This is a genomic window from Almyronema sp. (assembly GCF_052168255.1).
In the GTDB taxonomy this organism is placed as follows: Bacteria; Cyanobacteriota; Cyanobacteriia; order Phormidesmidales; family Phormidesmidaceae; genus Sphaerothrix; species Sphaerothrix epifaneia.
The window spans coordinates 1-16217 of the sequence record NZ_JBQLZL010000074.1 but is presented as its reverse complement, the minus strand read 5'-3'; the positions used below and the strand labels follow the sequence as shown (position 1 = coordinate 16217).

12 protein-coding genes are annotated in these 16217 nt (G+C 49.5%); 6 read left to right on the top strand and 6 right to left on the bottom strand.

The genetic code is table 11. From position 1 onward, the window contains the following. Window positions 1-45: 45 nt before the first annotated feature. The 4 genes from ACTS3T_RS16445 (at window position 46) to ACTS3T_RS16430 (ending at window position 3810) form a co-directional block, all read left to right on the top strand. The gene (locus ACTS3T_RS16445) at window positions 46-2025 is read left to right on the top strand and encodes a protein kinase domain-containing protein (RefSeq protein WP_377964927.1); all 1980 of its coding nucleotides are present in this window, start codon (window positions 46-48) and stop codon (window positions 2023-2025) included. A gap of 107 nt (window positions 2026-2132) precedes the next feature. Further along, entirely contained in the window at window positions 2133-2435 is a 303-nt protein-coding gene (gene ureA / locus ACTS3T_RS16440) for an urease subunit gamma (RefSeq protein ID WP_377964929.1), read from the top strand. A gap of 5 nt (window positions 2436-2440) precedes the next feature. Further along, entirely contained in the window at window positions 2441-3508 is a 1068-nt protein-coding gene (locus tag ACTS3T_RS16435; RefSeq protein ID WP_462935265.1) for a S41 family peptidase, read from the top strand. Next, window positions 3505-3810: an urease subunit beta gene (locus ACTS3T_RS16430; protein ID WP_377964933.1), complete on the top strand. Its 306-nt coding sequence runs from the start codon at window positions 3505-3507 to the stop codon at window positions 3808-3810. The genes ACTS3T_RS16435 and ACTS3T_RS16430 overlap by 4 nt, the downstream gene beginning before the upstream one ends. Window positions 3811-3836: 26 nt before the next feature. Here ACTS3T_RS16430 and ACTS3T_RS16425 read toward each other — a convergent pair whose 3' ends face one another. Further along, window positions 3837-4679 carry an alpha/beta hydrolase gene (locus tag ACTS3T_RS16425; RefSeq protein WP_377964935.1) on the bottom strand — a complete coding sequence of 281 codons (843 nt, stop codon included), beginning with the start codon at window positions 4677-4679 and terminating at the stop codon, window positions 3837-3839. A 60-nt stretch (window positions 4680-4739) separates the two neighbouring features. Beyond that, entirely contained in the window at window positions 4740-6200 is a 1461-nt protein-coding gene (gene gatA / locus ACTS3T_RS16420) for an Asp-tRNA(Asn)/Glu-tRNA(Gln) amidotransferase subunit GatA (protein WP_377964937.1), read from the bottom strand. 296 nt (window positions 6201-6496) lie between these two features. Between gatA and ACTS3T_RS16415 the strand changes: the two genes are divergently transcribed. Beyond that, a complete protein-coding gene (locus ACTS3T_RS16415) occupies window positions 6497-7846 on the top strand; it encodes a serine hydrolase (RefSeq protein ID WP_377964939.1) in 1350 nt (449 codons plus the stop codon). Between the two features lie 171 nt (window positions 7847-8017). Next, window positions 8018-9307, top strand: a complete 1290-nt coding sequence (locus ACTS3T_RS16410; protein ID WP_377964941.1) for a glucose-1-phosphate adenylyltransferase — start codon at window positions 8018-8020, stop codon at window positions 9305-9307. Between the two features lie 57 nt (window positions 9308-9364). On the opposite strand, the gene ACTS3T_RS16405 is transcribed toward ACTS3T_RS16410, so the two are convergent. From ACTS3T_RS16405 to ACTS3T_RS16390, 4 genes are all read right to left on the bottom strand, one after another. Beyond that, window positions 9365-11425, bottom strand: coding sequence for an FAD-dependent oxidoreductase (locus ACTS3T_RS16405; protein WP_377964943.1), 2061 nt, complete (start codon window positions 11423-11425; stop codon window positions 9365-9367). 181 nt (window positions 11426-11606) lie between these two features. Further along, entirely contained in the window at window positions 11607-13151 is a 1545-nt protein-coding gene (locus ACTS3T_RS16400) for an iron uptake porin (RefSeq protein ID WP_462935264.1), read from the bottom strand. A 316-nt stretch (window positions 13152-13467) separates the two neighbouring features. Then, entirely contained in the window at window positions 13468-14985 is a 1518-nt protein-coding gene (locus ACTS3T_RS16395) for an iron uptake porin (RefSeq protein WP_462935263.1), read from the bottom strand. A 300-nt stretch (window positions 14986-15285) separates the two neighbouring features. Continuing rightward, a complete protein-coding gene (locus tag ACTS3T_RS16390; RefSeq protein WP_462935276.1) occupies window positions 15286-15567 on the bottom strand; it encodes a 4a-hydroxytetrahydrobiopterin dehydratase in 282 nt (93 codons plus the stop codon). Window positions 15568-16217: the final 650 nt, after the last annotated feature.

Below are 16217 nucleotides of genomic sequence, written 5' to 3'. Positions count from 1 at the left end.
AATTTAATAAACTTCGCCAACATTCCTTTCTTTGCACTGCCAGAGATGATTTGCTGCCTAAATCCTAACTGTGCTCAACCGATAAACCCAGATGCGGCTGGGAACTGTCAGTGCTGCAACACACCCATCATTACCGATCTCAGAGGCCGCTACCGCCCCATTAAGCTAATTGGTCGAGGCGGTTTTGGACGGACTTATCTGGCTCAAGATCGCGATCGCCTGAATAGTTACTGTGTGCTGAAGCAGTTTGCGCCCCAGGCTCAGGGCACTAAATCTCTAGACAAAGCCATTCAGCTTTTTCAGCAAGAAGCCGAACGCCTGCATGATTTGGGTGAGCATCCGCAAATCCCAACGCTGATGGCTTATTTTGAGCAAGATCAATATTTGTATTTGGTGCAGCAGATGATTGATGGCAAAACGCTGCTGCAAGAAATGCGCCGTCGCGGCACCTTAGACGAAGCTGGCGTGCGATCGCTATTAGAAGACTTGCTCCCGGTGCTACAGTTTGTCCACGAACGCAACATTATTCACCGGGATATTACGCCCTCCAACATTATTCGCCGTCAGGTCGATAACAAGCTGGTTTTAATCGATTTTGGCGTTGCCAAACAGTTTAGCGAAACCATTTTGCACGAACCGGGTACCCGCATCGGCACTGAAGGCTACGCCCCTATTGAGCAACTTCGCGGCGGCCAAGCCTATCCCAGCAGCGACCTTTACAGCCTGGGTGCGACCTGCCTGCACTTGCTCACTGGCGTTAAGCCGGAAAGGCTTTACAGCCCGCTAGAAGGCCGCTGGATGTGGCGAGAAGCCTTGCAACAAAACAATTTGAAGGTGAGTCCGCAGCTTGGCAACGTTTTAGATCGGCTGGTTAAAGATCTCATCAGCGATCGCTATGCTTCTGCCCAAGACGTGCTGACGGATTTACGGGGGCTACCTTCCTTAGAAGGGGCTGTTCCGGGCTGGGTCAGACAGCATCCTGAAGGCAAAATCTCCACTTCTTCACCTCCTAGTGCCCCCCCTTCTAGACCAGGCGGCACCTCCTCACGTCCTCCCAGCCAACCCCCTAGCATTTCGCCCGCCTATAGCGGCGGTACGCCCGCCAGTCAGTCGGTGGGCAAACGCCCTTTAGCGCCTCGTGGTTGGCGCTGTGTCCGGACGCTGAGCGGTCATAGCTCTTGGGTAACGACAATTGCGTTTAATCCTAAAACCCCGATTCTGGCAAGTGGCAGCTTGGATGACACCATTCGGCTGTGGAACTTGCAAACAGGAGCCATGCTAGAAAACCTGGCGGGTCATGCTCGCGGTGTCAACGAAGTGGTCATCAGTCCGGGAGGACAGGTCTTAGCTAGCTGTGGCGATGACGATACTATCAAAGTGTGGAATTTAGCGACAGGGGAACTGCTGCAAACCATTAAGGGCCACATTCGAGACGTTAATGCCGTCGCCATTGGGGCTAACGGTTGGCTGCTAGCCAGTGGCAGTGACGATCGCACCATCAAACTCTGGAAGTTAGATAGAGGCACGCTGATCAAAAGCTTGACGGGATCAGCAGGCATGATCAAGTCGGTGGTGATTACCCCAGATGAACGCTTTCTAGTCAGCGGTGGCTTAGACAATAAGGTGCGCCTTTGGAATTTACAGCAAGGGGTAATGGTGCGGGCTTTTTCGGGGCATTTCAACTCGGTGAGCCAGGTAGCGATCGCCCCCAACGGCAAGCTGATTGCCAGCGCCAGCAAAGACAAAACAGTGCGGTTGTGGAGTATGGCTTCAGGTGGGCTGATTCACACCCTGAGCGACCATACCCAGGAGGTTAATGCCGTCGCGATCGCCCCTGATAGCGTTACGGTTGTCAGCGGTAGCCGCGATGGTACAGTCAAAATTTGGGATGCCCAAACAGGCAACCTCAAACATAGCTTGTCTGCCCACACCGGAGCCGTTACTGCCGTCGCGATTCATCGCAGTGGTCAGTACATTGCTAGCGCTAGTGCAGACAAAACCGTCAAAATTTGGCAAAACATTTGAGGCGGATGTCAGGCAAACCCGAAGCAAAGCTAAAAGCTATCCGCAATTACGTCGGCAACGGGCGAATTGCCGCTAATCTAGTTGCTGTTCATCCACGCTGAGCCGCTATGCAGTTAACGCCCCAGGAGAAAGACAAGCTACTGATTTTTACCGCTGCTCTGTTAGCAGAACGCCGTAAAAACCGGGGACTCAAACTCAATCATCCTGAAGCTGTTGCCTATATCTCAGCCGCTATTTTAGAAGGCGCTAGAGACGGGCAGACAGTTGCAGCGCTGATGAGCTACGGGACGACGCTACTTAGCCGTGCCGACGTCATGGAGGGGGTGGCTGAAATGATTCATGAAGTACAGGTAGAAGCGACGTTCCCCGATGGCACTAAGCTAGTGACTGTGCATAACCCGATTCAGTGAACATGATGAGCGATCTTTCCCCAGATCTGCCAAATGAGGGCGATCAGCCTCTCAATCCAGCCCTATGTCACGAGGTTCTCCAGGGTGTTCTTACCCAGCTAGAAACCTATGTGTTTGAGACGGTAGCAGTAACGCTACAGCAAGCCATCCGCGATCGCTTAGCGACAGGCAACTATAGCGAAATTCAAAGTGCTAGCCAGCTAGCTGAGATATTGACAACTCAACTACAAGAACTCAGCGGCGATCGCCATTTGCGCCTTTACTACAGCCCCGAACCGCTGCCTCACTTAGCGCCAAATACAGAACCAACTCCGGCAGAACTAGCCCAGCAGCGACACCTCAGCAGTCTGCGCAATTTTGACTTCAATCGAGTAGAGCGGCTAGCAGGTAACGTCGGCTATTTAGAACTCTACGGCTTTGAGCCACCCGAATTTGCGGGCGAAACGGCGATCGCGGCGATGCAGTTTTTAAGCCACACCTATGCGCTAATTATCGATCTGCGGCACAACAGCGGCGGTTCACCCGCCATGGTTGCCCTGCTGTGTAGCTATCTGCTGCCGGAATATCCCCCCCTTCACCTCAACGATTTGTACTGGCGCACCGACAACAAAACCCAGCAATGGTGGACAATTCCCTATTTGCCCAGCAAACGCTACCTGCAAAAGCCCGTCTACGTCCTCACCAGCCAAACAACGTTTTCAGCAGCCGAAGAGTTTACTTACAATCTCAAAGTTCTAGAGCGAATTACCGTTGTAGGAGAAACAACCCGTGGCGGTGCTAACCCCGGCGTCGGCCAGCGAATCAACGACCATTTCTGGCTATTTGTGCCTACGGGTCGCGCTATTAACCCTGTCACCCAAACCAATTGGGAAGGAACAGGAATACTGCCGGATGTCAAAGTTCCCAGTGAATTGGCTCCTAAAACGGCTCACTTACTCGCTTTGCAAAAGCTGTTAGAGACACAGCCAACAGGCAGCTACGAACGAGAACTCAGGCAGTCGCTCTATCGGGTTGAGCGAGAGCTAAACGAGCAACGTCAAGCTTTAATTACTCGAATAGGAGGTCGGGCATGATTCCGGGTGAATTGTGGGTAGAAACAGGTGAGATTGAACTCAATGCGGGGCGCGACACCGTCACCTTAACGGTGGCCAACACAGGCGATCGCCCCATTCAGGTCGGTTCTCATTTTCATTTTTATGAAGTTAACGCTGCGCTTGCCTTTGAACGGCAGCAAGCGAGAGGAATGCGGCTTGACATCCCAGCCGGAACCGCCGTTCGTTTTGAACCGGGCGACGAACGAACAGTCACCCTTGTAGCCTTGGCGGGCAGTCGCGAAGTCTACGGCCTCAACGCCCAAATCGAAGGCCCTCTGTAGCCCCTTTGCGCCTACAGGCCAAACCGCTATGGCAAAAACTGTCGAATCTTTTGCTCGTACGTTTCTCCTGCCACCTCAGCGACGTTGTTGTGGGTGGCTTGGGGTACCAGCCAAAGCTGTTTAGGCTCAGCCGCCGCCTGATACAAAAGCTGGCTCATTTCTGGTGGAACGCTAACATCTGCTAGGCCATGAATAAAGAAAACCGGCATTTGTAGTTTGGCAACTTTACTCAGCGAATCAAAGCGTTGACTGAGCAAAAAATCAACCGGAAATAGCTTGGCGTAAAAAGTACGCTGAGCCATTGCTGGGATGGAAGTAAAGGAGCTTTGCACAATCAAGGCGGCTGCCTGGGGCTGGCGGGTGGCAAGTTCAATTGCGATCGCCCCCCCGAGCGAATGGCCAAACAGATACACTTGTTCAGGCGGTACCTGGCGAACCTGCGTCACATATTGCCATGCGACCTCTGCATCTTGATAGAGCCGCTGTTCGCTCGGAAATGCCCCCTGGCTGAGTCCGTAACCCCGGTAGTCAAACAAAAATACTGAAAAGCCCAGTTGCTGAAACCGATGGGCTAAGCCTAAATTAGCGCCAATATTTTCACCGTTGCCATGCAGATAAAGCAGGGTTCCTAATGGCAAAGGGGCTGTTGTCGGGATCCACCAGCCATGAATTTTTGTATCCTCAAGGCTATCTACCGTCAGCCAGACTTCTTCAAATGCGAGCGCGAGCGCAGCTGGCGTAACCTCGAGTTCTTGCACCGGAAAGAAAATATAGCGCGATTGTCGCCACCACAGCAGCGTAGCCGCTAAGCCATAGGCGATCGCCCCTATCCCCAGGCCAATCAATAAAGTACGCCAGTTAACAATCACGCGCTTTTATCAAAACTCAGAAAGCCAAAGACTGCAGCAGAGCTTCTACCGAGCCACCTTTCAAATGTCTAATTTGGGACTCTGTTTATGCCACTCGGTTGCCTGCTCGTATGCATAGGCCACTTCAAACAGCAAATCTTCTCTCAGCACGTTACTGATCAGCTGCAAACCAATCGGCAAACCTTGCGCGTCAAATCCACAGGGAAGGCTTAAACCGGGCAATCCAGCCAAATTGACAGGAATCGTCATCAAGTCCGAAAGGTACATGCTGAGGGGGTCGTCTGTTTTTTCCCCCGCTTTGAAGGCGGTTGTCGGCGTGGTAGGGCACACCAGCACATCTACCTGACTAAAAGCTTTCTCAAAGTCTTGCTTAATGAGCGTCCGCACCTTTTGAGCTTTGAGGTAGTAAGCATCGTAGTAGCCGGCTGAGAGCGCGTAGGTACCAATCATAATGCGGCGTTTAACTTCGCTACCAAAGCCCTCAGCCCGGGTTTTGGTATACATCGAGAGCAAATTGGTATCGTCTGCCCGCAGCCCATACTTGACGCCGTCGTAGCGTGCCAGGTTAGAAGACGCTTCTGAAGGAGCAATGATGTAGTAGGTCGGCAATCCGTAGCGAAACTGCGGGCAAGAAATCACCTGAATTTCAGCACCGAGTTCTTGTAGCTGTTCAATCGCCTGTTTGACAGCTGCCTCTACCACGGGATCTAGCCCACTGCCAAAGGTTTCTTTAATCACGCCAATCCGACGACGGCTCCGACGATCGAGGGTCGGCTTGAGCGCTTTGACATAGTCAGGAATTTCAACTTTGAGGCTGGTAGAGTCTTTAGGGTCATAGCCAGCGATCGCCTGCAGCAAAATAGCAGAGTCTTCAACCGTGCGCGACAAAGGGCCAATTTGGTCAAGCGAAGACGCATAAGCCACCAGTCCGTAGCGAGAAACCAAACCATAAGTTGGCTTCAAACCGACGACCCCACAAAAGGCGGCTGGCTGCCGGATCGAACCACCCGTATCTGAGCCAAGCGCAACCACACATTGTTCAGCCGCCACTGCTGCGGCTGACCCCCCCGACGACCCCCCCGGTACCCTTGCTAGATCCCACGGGTTGGCTGTGAGCTGATAGGCAGAATTTTCGGTCGAGCTGCCCATGGCAAACTCGTCTAAATTTGTTTTACCGAGGCAGATAGCCCCCGCTGCGGCAAGTCGCTGGGTCACTGTCGATTCATAAGGCGGCACAAAATTTTGCAAGATTTTGGAGCCGCAGGTTGTGCGAACGCCTTGGGTACACAGGTTATCTTTGAGTCCAATCGGAATGCCCGCTAAAGGACTAATTGCTTCACCAGCGGCAATCCTGGCATCAACCTGATGAGCCTGCGTTAAGGCTTTGTCAGCGGTCACCGCTAAAAAGCTGTGAAGCTGGGGTTCTAGTGCTTGCAGCCGCTCCAAATAAGACTGGGTAATTTCGACAGCAGAGCGCTCCTTATTCGTGAGCTGTTGATGCAACTCGCGGATAGATGACATGCAATCTCCTTAGCTAGACTTAACAGGCGGCGTTTGACCTCAAGCTATCAGTATAGGTTCCCACGTCAGAAATGGGCAGTCCTTAGCAAACCCCTCGTTGCCGCCCTACACAACTCTCTCTGTTTTGAACCCACAGAAGTCGTTACTATTCATCCCCAAGAGAGTAGAACTGAGATTAAAAAATAGGTTAGATTCACAATTCGTATCCATCCAAACATCACGATGCAGTTACTAAGAATTAGTGTAGAGTCGAGTTTAAGTTTTATTGCTGTTCCCTTTGCCCCCTGAGGTAGTGTATGCGAGCTGCCTGGTTTTCCATTGCTGTGATTGCCAATACTGTAGCCCTGACCCTCGGTTTAGTTACCCTACGCTCATCAACCGCACTGGCTCCTAATGAATTGTCTTCTCACCCGCTGCTAGATCGAATCAAACAAGTAGACTCACTCGATCAGCTCTATCAAATGCGCGATCGCCTCAATGTTGAATTGACGGCGTTGCCCAAACTACAGCGCCCTCAAGAAACAGGGGCGCTGTCACCTTACGTCGCGATCGCCCAATTGACCCAGCGCCTTTCTCGTCGCATTCGCCTAGAAGAAGAAGCCGAGGCTGATTACCGCCGCGCCCTTGAGCTAGCTGAGCAGGCTCTTCAAACTCGCCAAACAGGGCAGGCAACCCGGCAGGCTTTACAGCAAGAAGAATTTCTCTGGCAAGCAGCGATCGCCCAGCTTAACAGTATTCCAGCCGATTCAGTCATCACTGAGCAGGCTACCGCCAAAGCGCAAGAGTATCAGCAGATTGTTGAGGTTGTTGCCGACAAGGTCGATCAAGCCGAGTCCGGTTTTCTCCAAGAGATTGCCGCAGCAACAGACCGCCCAGAAGCTATTCGCATTACGCTTTGCCACATCGATGGCGAATGTCGCGATTTTCAGGGCGACGTACCCCCGGCTAGTCCGGCTAGTCTGATTAAGCTTCCTATTGCAGTGGCCTTAATGCAAAAGGTCACTCAAGAAAACATTGATTTGGATAGCAAAATTTATATTGATCCCGGCAATTTTACCGAAAATGCCAACGGAGCCAAAATCTTTGTCGATCGCGAGTACCCCTTGCGAGAAGTCATGGCTCGCATGATCAAAGAAAGCAACAACATTGCCACTAACCAGCTAATCGACTACATCGGACGAGACGCTATTAACCAAACCTTTCGCGATCGCGGTTTTAATACCTTGTTTGTAGACTACAAACTCGTAGGCGATTCTACTTATCCTGCCAACGCGGGTTCTATTCCTAACCGCATGACCGCCAACGAGCTGACCGAGATGATGCGGCAAATTTACCTATTTCAGCATCCCGGCGACGAAGAAATTTTAGACGCACTGGTGGGTCAATATGATTGGGAGTTTGGCTACGCCGCCATCAATGAACTCAACAACAAACGCGTCCACTGGATTGGAGAAAAGCTAGGGCAAAATTCTAAGGTTATTGGTACCGTGCTGGCCTTCAAGGTCGATGACGAGCGCTACATCATGACCGTTACTATTGACTACAGCGCAAATCAGCGAGCGTTGCGAGACACGATCAAAGCTGTGATCAGCCACATTTTGCAAAAAGGGCACTTAGTACCAACAGGTCGTCAACTTAGCCCTTAATAGTACACATGAATGCCAAACCATCGCCTGTTGTCTCCGGCGATGTGTTTTGGCTGACATTTAAAACTCCGTCTGAAGATTTATATCTAATACCTCTTGCAAACTGGCGCTCCCAGCTTCACACTTAAGATGAATGGGTCGGGATATGACTGGCAGTTTGAGAGGTTTTTTGTGAAAAGAGTATTATCGATCATCTTGGGTGGAGGTGCCGGCACCCGCCTTTATCCCCTGACAAAATATCGGGCAAAACCCGCAGTTTCTCTGGCTGGTAAATATCGATTAATCGACATACCCGTCAGCAACTGTATTAACTCAGAAATTCTTAAAATTTATGTTTTAACCCAGTTCAACTCGGCATCGCTGAATCGGCATATCGCCAGAGCTTATAATTTCTCTCAGTTTAGCGACGGTTTTGTAGAAGTACTGGCCGCTCAGCAAACCCCCGAAAATCCAGGTTGGTTTCAGGGAACCGCTGACGCCGTCCGTAAATACCTATGGATGTTTGAGGCGTGGGATGTCGATGAATACCTCATCCTCTCTGGGGATCATCTTTACCGGATGGACTATCGCCTCTTTATTGAGCGCCACCGCAGCACCAACGCCGATATGACGCTTTCGGTTGTCCCAATCGGAGAAAAGCTAGCTTCTAGCTTTGGACTCATGAAGATCGATTCGACTGGACGAGTCGTCGATTTTTCAGAAAAGCCTAAGGGAGATGCCTTGAGGCAAATGCAGGTAGATACCTCAACGTTGGGTTTAACCCCTGAGCAAGCCAGAGAGAAGCCCTACATTGCTTCGATGGGGATCTATGTGTTCAAGAAGCAAGTGCTGGTTGATTTACTGAAGCGCTCAATGGAGCAAACGGACTTCGGTAAGGAAATTATTCCAAATTCTTCTAAAGACTATAACGTTCAAGCTTATCTATTCGATGGTTATTGGGAAGATATTGGTACCATCGAAGCTTTTTATGATGCCAATTTGGCGCTTACTCATCAACCCCAGCCCGCTTTCAGCTTCTATCACGAAGACGCTCCGATCTATACGCGATCGCGGTATCTTCCCCCCAGCAAGCTGCTAGATTGCCATGTCACTGAATCTATTATCGGTGAAGGCTGTATTCTAAAAAACTGCCGAGTTGAACACTCCGTTATTGGTCTACGGCAGCGCATTAGCTCCGACTGTGTGATTGAAAATTCTTTGCTTATGGGTGCCGACTACTACGAACCCATGTCAGAGAGTAGCCAGCATCTAACGCGCGGCAAAATTCCAATGGGTATTGGCGAAGGAACCATTTTGCGACGCGCCATCGTGGATAAAAATGCCCGGATTGGTCGCAATGTCAAAATCGTCAATAAAGAAAATATTGAAGAAGCAGAGCGAGAAGATCTAGGGTTTTATATCCGCAGCGGTATCGTTGTGGTGCTGAAAAACGCCGTTATTCCAGATGGCATGATTATCTAAGCGTTAGCTGTTAACTGTAGTGGCATGACTTACCACGCCACTACAGACAGCGGCAAATTACCAAGGTCGCCAATCGTCCCAATTTTCGTTAAAGATTGAAGTGTTGGGGAAAGCAGTGGGATTACCGTTTTGGTTTAAACGCTGCTGTAAGCGCTCTAGCTGCGGTTCTTCCAAAGGCAAGTTATCGACCAGTTCATAAGGCAAAATGCCTTCATCAAGCACAAAGTCAATCGTCGTCCCGGCGGCAGCTCCTACCGACCATTCAAAGGAATGTACTCGATAAGCCGCGGCTGCAATTGTGCTAGTGGCAATACTTTTACCAGCTACTAACAGGTTGTCAACATTTTGCGGAATCATCGATCGCAGCGGAATCTGAGCTGGGTAAGCTTGCCCATGAGCTTGGCGCACACCAGCGCGTTCGGTGTTACCAGGGGCTTCGGGTGGAGAAGCGCTCATGCAGGGATGAAAGTCGATTGCGTATTGAGCAATTCCAACCGAGTCGGGGTAAATATGCGATCGCGATCGCCGTTCAATTTGCTCTGGCGAAAGATTTTGTTCAATGGCTGCAATCGTATTTAACCCAGCCAGCGCCCGCCACAAATCTTGGTAAAGCTCTGGTGGCAAGTTTTGATAATACTCTGCACGAAAATCTGCCCAAGAAAAATCAATTTCGTTGATGGCAAACCCTTCACGATAGCCATAGGCTGGTCGGCCAATAATTCGCCTCGCCTCTCGAATGTAAGGGTATTTCGACAAGCCGTGAGCTGTGCCCATAGGCGAATCAAAACCAGCTAGAAAACGATGATTAGGATGGGGTTGCTTGACGCCATCACCAAGTTGAGAGTCAGTCGTACCCGCCACCAGCCAGTAGTAATAGCCATAGGCATTTTCTTCTCCGCGGCGTAGCGTTTCGGTGCGTAGCCCCCCCAGCCAGCCACCGGGTTCGAGCTGGCCAAGTTCTTGCAGTTGCTCTTCGGTATAAATCAAATTGTCTGCGGCGGTACCCGGACGATAGTCATTACCCCATGTCCAGTTTTGCATGGAGATGTCATTAGGTTGCGGCACAGCAACGCCAAAAATTTGGGCTTCAGGTCGAGGTTTAGGACTCCAAATCCGACGATACGTGAAAACAAAATCAAAGTAGTTAAAGTCTTCGCCGCGATCGCGCTCATAACTATAGTAAGGCTCGTATTGCGGATAGTAAGGCGGCATTGTCTGCGGCTGTGGCTCCGCCGTCTGCTCCATTGCAAACGTGTAGGTAAACCCTTGGGTACAGTAAGGATCTTGGCTGGTTACCGGAGAAGACGGATTGAGATAAGATCGCGGATCAAGCCCTACGCGCCAAGGCACATCAGCTAAGGCAATCACTTCGCCCGTTTCAGTCGCTTCTACCACATACCAATCCGCAGGGCCATTGCTTTCCGTGACTTGAGGAACAAACTGAATAATTTTTTTGCTGAGCAACGACGAATCTTCGTAGCTATAGGCATCTTCTATGACATAGGAAAGTGGATTGACATTCATCTGCACCGACGCCGCAGCCGGACTGTGCTGAATAGCGATCGCACTTTCAATCATGCTGCCGTCGAGGCTAAGATCCAAATCTTTAACCACAGTCGCCGGAAACCACTTCAGGGTACCTTTACCCCGGCGGGCTGCATCGGCTAGCTGTCGCGACAAAATTGTATTAGCATCTTCAGGAATAAAACAAGAGACACTCACCCAACAGCTACCGGGATTGAGAATCTTATAGAAACGCTCAATGCGATCGCGTAGCTCTTTGTATCCCCGAGAATAAAATAGCAGTTGACGCTGTCGCCTCGCTTCATCTAAAGCAGAAGTGCCTTGAGAAGTTAGCTGCCCTCCGACCCAGTCGGTAATTTCAGTCAAACATACGGTTCGCCCTGCCAGTAAGCTTTCATAAGCCGTCGCCGTACCCGCTAAGCCACCCCCCACAATCAAGACCTCGCACTCAACCGTCTCGTCTGGCAGACGAGGCAAGGTTTCTAAAATGGGGTTAGTTGATTGGGCTGAAGCAGAAGTGGTTGGGCAAAACGCTGTAGCGAAGACGATTGCCAATACTCCCGTCAGCTTCTTTCTGAAAGAATACTGAGTCATGTAGCTCTCATAAACACGCTGTGACTAGCTTAAGCTATAGAAACCGCTAGTAGCCTGTGAAGATTTTCTATAAAAGGAATAGATTTCAACTAAGCTGTAAGCCATATTTTTGATACAAAAAAGCCCTGCACTAGGCAGGGCTTTGTCAGCTTATGCAGCTAAGTAGTACTGAGCTAGATTTCTAGAAGGTAAATAGCGCACGAATAGCCCCAAACAGAGCTTCATCATCGTCGCCACCACCAAGACCTTGCAAATCACCGTCTAGGTAGATAACAGCAGGTGTAATGGTCAGGTACTCGCTGATAGGAATGCCATAGTAGATCTCAGCATAAAACGGATCTTCACTATCGGGTATCCCTGCAATAGGACCGACATCACCAATCGCATTATCCGGTAGGATGCCTGCGTAAGCCCCTAACTCATCGCCTTCAGCAAAGAGATCGGGTAGAGCAATACCACCCATAAAGGAAGTATCGTCATTGTTATCATCATCTTCGTGATAAGCAAAGTAACCACCTAAGATGAAGCGACCGAAGTCTAAGCTAAGTAGACCCCCATAGGTATCGGTGTAGTTTTCACCACCCTCGTTGCTACCGTGCATGTAAACGAGAGCCGCATCCAGGAAGCCATCGCTCAAAAAGCTAAGCTGACCGATGTAGCTTTGATCATTTGCACCAAAGATACCAATTTCAGGGTTAGAACCTTGAGCATCATCAAAGGAATAACCAGCATCAAATACGATGCTATCAGTCAAAGCGATGCTAACGCCTAGACCAGCATTACCCCCCATGTCATAGTCGTAGAGAACAGGGCCACCCATGTCAGCTACGCTAGCACCGTCAAAAGGAACGATGGTAGAGGTAACAAAGTCATCGGTCTTGATGCTGTTGGCTGCGACGATTACATCAATACGATTGCCAACCGGGAAGAGATAGTAGAAGTCGTTAACACGGAACTGGTTGCTATTGTTACCAGCCGCATCTTCAAAACCAGTGAAGCCAATGTCTTGGCCTAAACCATCATCACCCGTACCGGTTTCAAAGCGAATCCGCAAGCGGTCTTCACCCGTGAAGCTGGTATCGAAGTTCAAGCGTGCCCGGGCGTTGAAGATAGTAGAGTCTTCAATGTCGTTTCCACCGATTTCAGCAGTATCGAAGGGAACAACAACGTTAGCCGAAACTTCACCACGCAATTTGGTGGTGGTGGAGAACTGGTTAGCTTCGAGTTCAGCTACATCAGCTTCTAAGGCATCTACACGACCCCGTAGCGTGGCTAGTTCAGCTTGGAACTGCTCTTGCAAGCGGCGAATGGTTGCTAAATCGTTGGTGTCAACGTCGCCACCACCAATCAGTTGCACGATGGTATCCAAGCAAGCATTTAAACCAGCCGCAAACTCATAACGAGTCATCGCCCGGTTACCTTGGAACGTGCGGTTAGGATAACCTTCAATACAGCGATACTCTTCAACCAAGCGCTGCAGAGCAGTGTAAGCCCAATCAGTCGGGCGCACGTCAGAAAGTTCAGAAACGCTGGTTACCTGAGCTAGCTGAACGGACTCACTGGAGTAACCAGAAACCTGATCGAGAACCGAAGCGGTTTCTTGGGCATCCACAGAGACAGGAGCTGCTTCAGCAGTTTCAGCGGCAAAGCCAGCACTAGACATTACAAGTGCTGCACCAACTGCTGCTGGGCTAGCCAATAAAGACTTCCACAGTAGTTTAGACATTTTTACCTTTTTCCTCACACCTGAATAAGGGGAAAATTGACATCCTTCGGACAAGAGTATCAGAAGGATTTGAAACTTAATCCCTATCCTATGCAGTAGAAATATGACCCAAGGCTATTACCTCAGGCATAGCTCACTGCCCTCAAGCTGATATTAGCAGATCTAACTAAGGCTAGCTAGATGCTCAGCTAGAAATATTGGACGTTACTGCAAAAGCGTGAGTTCCACAAACAGATCTGTGGCTTGAGCCTAGCTCAACAGCAGCCTTAGGGACTCTAGCAGGGGCAATGGATTGCTCCCTGCTAAAGTCAAGGTTTTAGAAAGTGAAAGTCGCTCGGACAGCGCCAAACAAACCTTCTTGGTCATCGGCATCAGTGACACCATCACCATCTAGATAGATGACGGCAGGCGTAATCGTTAGGTAGTCACTAACAGGCACTTCGTAAAAGCCTTCGATATAGATTGGATCAGCATCATCTACATAAGTGGGTGCTAATCCTCCATAAATACCTAACAAATCACCTTCCAAGAACAAATCAGGTAAGGCAACGCCTGCTTGAAAGGAGATCGTGTCATCATCAAAACCTGCACCCAAGTCTTCTTCAGATTCATGGTAAGCAAAGTAGCCTGCCAGAATAAATCGGCCGAAGTCTAGACTGGCTAAACCTCCAAAAGTGTTAGTAAAGCTCTGAACACCAACAGCTCCACCCACTCCATTGTCGTCGTCGCCATCATTGCCTCGCATAAAGACAAAAGCCAAATCGAGCAGGCCATCGCTTAGAAAGCTAAGCTGGCCGATATAACTTTGTTCATTTGCGGCAAAAGCACCAATCTGAGGATTAGAGCCTTCTTCTTCGTCATAAGAATAACCTGCATCAAAGAAGAGGCTATCGGTGAGCGAGATGCTAATCCCCGCTCCAGCGCTGCCGCCCATATCAAATTCATAGATATTAGGCTCATTGGCATCTAGAACGCCGGGGCCATCGAAAGGAACAATTGTTGAGGTCACAAAGTTGTCACCGCGAATACTATTAGCAGCCACAATAACTTCAATGCGATCGCCTACTGGAAACTGATAGAAAAAGTCATCAACCCGGAACTGGTTGCTGTTGTTACTAGCTGCATCTTCAAACCCCGTACCCTGGAAGCCAAGCGCCTCACTTCCCAAGCCAGCAGCTCCCGTGCCTGTTTGAAAGCGAATCCGCAAGCGGTCTTCACCCGTGAAGCTAGTATCGAAGTTCAAGCGAGCGCGAGCATTGAAGATCGTGGCGTCTTCAACATCCTCAAAATCATCAAAGGGTACAACAACATTAGCATTGACCTCACCACGCAATTTTGTGGTGGTAGAGAACTGATTAGCTTCGAGTTCAGCTACATCAGCTTCTAAGGCATCTACACGACCCCGTAGCGTGGCTAGTTCAGCTTGGAACTGCTCTTGCAAGCGGCGAATGGTTGCTAAATCGTTGGTGTCAACGTCGCCACCACCAATCAGTTGCACGATGGTATCCAAGCAAGCATTTAAACCAGCCGCAAACTCATAACGAGTCATCGCCCGGTTACCTTGGAACGTGCGGTTAGGATAACCTTCAATACAGCGATACTCTTCAACCAAGCGCTGCAGAGCAGTGTAAGCCCAATCAGTCGGGCGCACGTCAGAAAGTTCAGAAACGCTGGTTACCTGAGCTAGCTGAACGGACTCACTGGAGTAACCAGAAACCTGATCAAGAACCGAGGCATTAGCCGTCTCAACAGCAGTACCAGCACCGACCACTGCAAGTACAACACTCGCTGCTGTGGAGTTAGCTATTAAAGACGTCCGTATCCATTGAGTCATGTCCCCTTTTCCTCACACTTTATTGACAAGCTAGTTCGCCCTTAGAACACGCCATACAGACGAATCTTTCGGCTCAGCTGAATAGTAAAAGAGGTACTTTTGACTTAGATGAGCTTGTGCTGAGAGTTGGTTTAAGTACTGCTCTAAAAGTTGTTAAGTAGCCGTTAACCTGAGTCCCTACTGTGGAAGAGCCAAGCTTTATCTGCATATACCCGCAATAAAAAACCGAGACGCTTGCTTAAACGTCTCGGCTGCCTAGTAAGCTATTAAATTTGCAACTAAACCTAAAGATGCCTGAGGCTACTTGAGTTGTGAGATAAGATCTGCCATTTCAAAATCTTTTTCAGTCAGGCCACCCGCATCGTGGCTCGTCAGCGTAATAGTAACTTGGTTGTAAGAAATAGCTAAATCGGGATGATGACAAGCTGATTCAGCAGGTTCTACTAGCTTGTTGATAAAGTTGATAGCTTCGACAAAGTCACTAAACGTTCTGACGGTCTTAATTGTTTTACCTTCAATAATCCAGTTTTGAAGTTTTGCTGCTTTCTCTTGGACTTGGGCTTCTGTCAGTACAGTTGTCATTTTGCTCGCCAAACTACAACCAAAGCGACTAAAATTCCAGAATCTCAAAAAAACTGTAGTATCAGTAGTTTTTAAAGTACAAAGATGGTTGACTGATAAATTATTAAATGGTTGGCTATCTGTAATTTAAAAAACTATCCGCTCCCATTCGGGGAAAGCTTGGAAATCCTCACTTTCATAGAATGGGAGCGGTGTAGCGGGTCTCAGGTTGAAACCAGACTGCCGGAAGGATCTCCAACAACCAGTTTCACAAGAAGATCTCAGAAGAGATCCGAGGAACTGACTGTTAGCGAACAGCCCCGGCACACAGCCGGCTTACCTCAACCTGGAGACCCACGCGTTTACTACTATCTTGCATGGGCATCACCTCCTTATTCCCTAAACGGTTATTTTTAACTTCTATAGCAGCTTAGTATCTATCAGCTAAGCTACTAAAGCTAAGGTAACACAACCAACCTTGATTTGACTGGGCAAAGAGGAAAAAATTGGAGTTTATTCCCAAAATTCGCCAATTAATCTATCGATTAAGCAAAAAAGCACGGCGTTAGCCGTGCTTTCTACTAAAGCGTTGTTACGTTAGAGCGCATTACCGCGAGGCAGTACCTCTTCGGGGAATACAAACTTCTCATGCGGTTGGTCGGTCGGTGCCA

Excerpts from the sequence above, each read along its gene's own strand:
- ACTS3T_RS16395 (WP_462935263.1), bottom strand. The coding sequence starts at position 14,985 with ATGACTCAATGGATACGGACGTCTTTAATAGCTAACTCCACAGCAGCG.
- ACTS3T_RS16445 (WP_377964927.1), top strand. The coding sequence starts at position 46 with ATGATTTGCTGCCTAAATCCTAACTGTGCTCAACCGATAAACCCAGAT.
- ureA (WP_377964929.1), top strand. The coding sequence starts at position 2,133 with ATGCAGTTAACGCCCCAGGAGAAAGACAAGCTACTGATTTTTACCGCT.
- ACTS3T_RS16435 (WP_462935265.1), top strand. The coding sequence starts at position 2,441 with ATGAGCGATCTTTCCCCAGATCTGCCAAATGAGGGCGATCAGCCTCTC.
- ACTS3T_RS16400 (WP_462935264.1), bottom strand. The coding sequence starts at position 13,151 with ATGTCTAAACTACTGTGGAAGTCTTTATTGGCTAGCCCAGCAGCAGTT.
- ACTS3T_RS16430 (WP_377964933.1), top strand. The coding sequence starts at position 3,505 with ATGATTCCGGGTGAATTGTGGGTAGAAACAGGTGAGATTGAACTCAAT.
- ACTS3T_RS16405 (WP_377964943.1), bottom strand. The coding sequence starts at position 11,425 with ATGACTCAGTATTCTTTCAGAAAGAAGCTGACGGGAGTATTGGCAATC.
- ACTS3T_RS16390 (WP_462935276.1), bottom strand. The coding sequence starts at position 15,567 with ATGACAACTGTACTGACAGAAGCCCAAGTCCAAGAGAAAGCAGCAAAA.
- ACTS3T_RS16415 (WP_377964939.1), top strand. The coding sequence starts at position 6,497 with ATGCGAGCTGCCTGGTTTTCCATTGCTGTGATTGCCAATACTGTAGCC.
- gatA (WP_377964937.1), bottom strand. The coding sequence starts at position 6,200 with ATGTCATCTATCCGCGAGTTGCATCAACAGCTCACGAATAAGGAGCGC.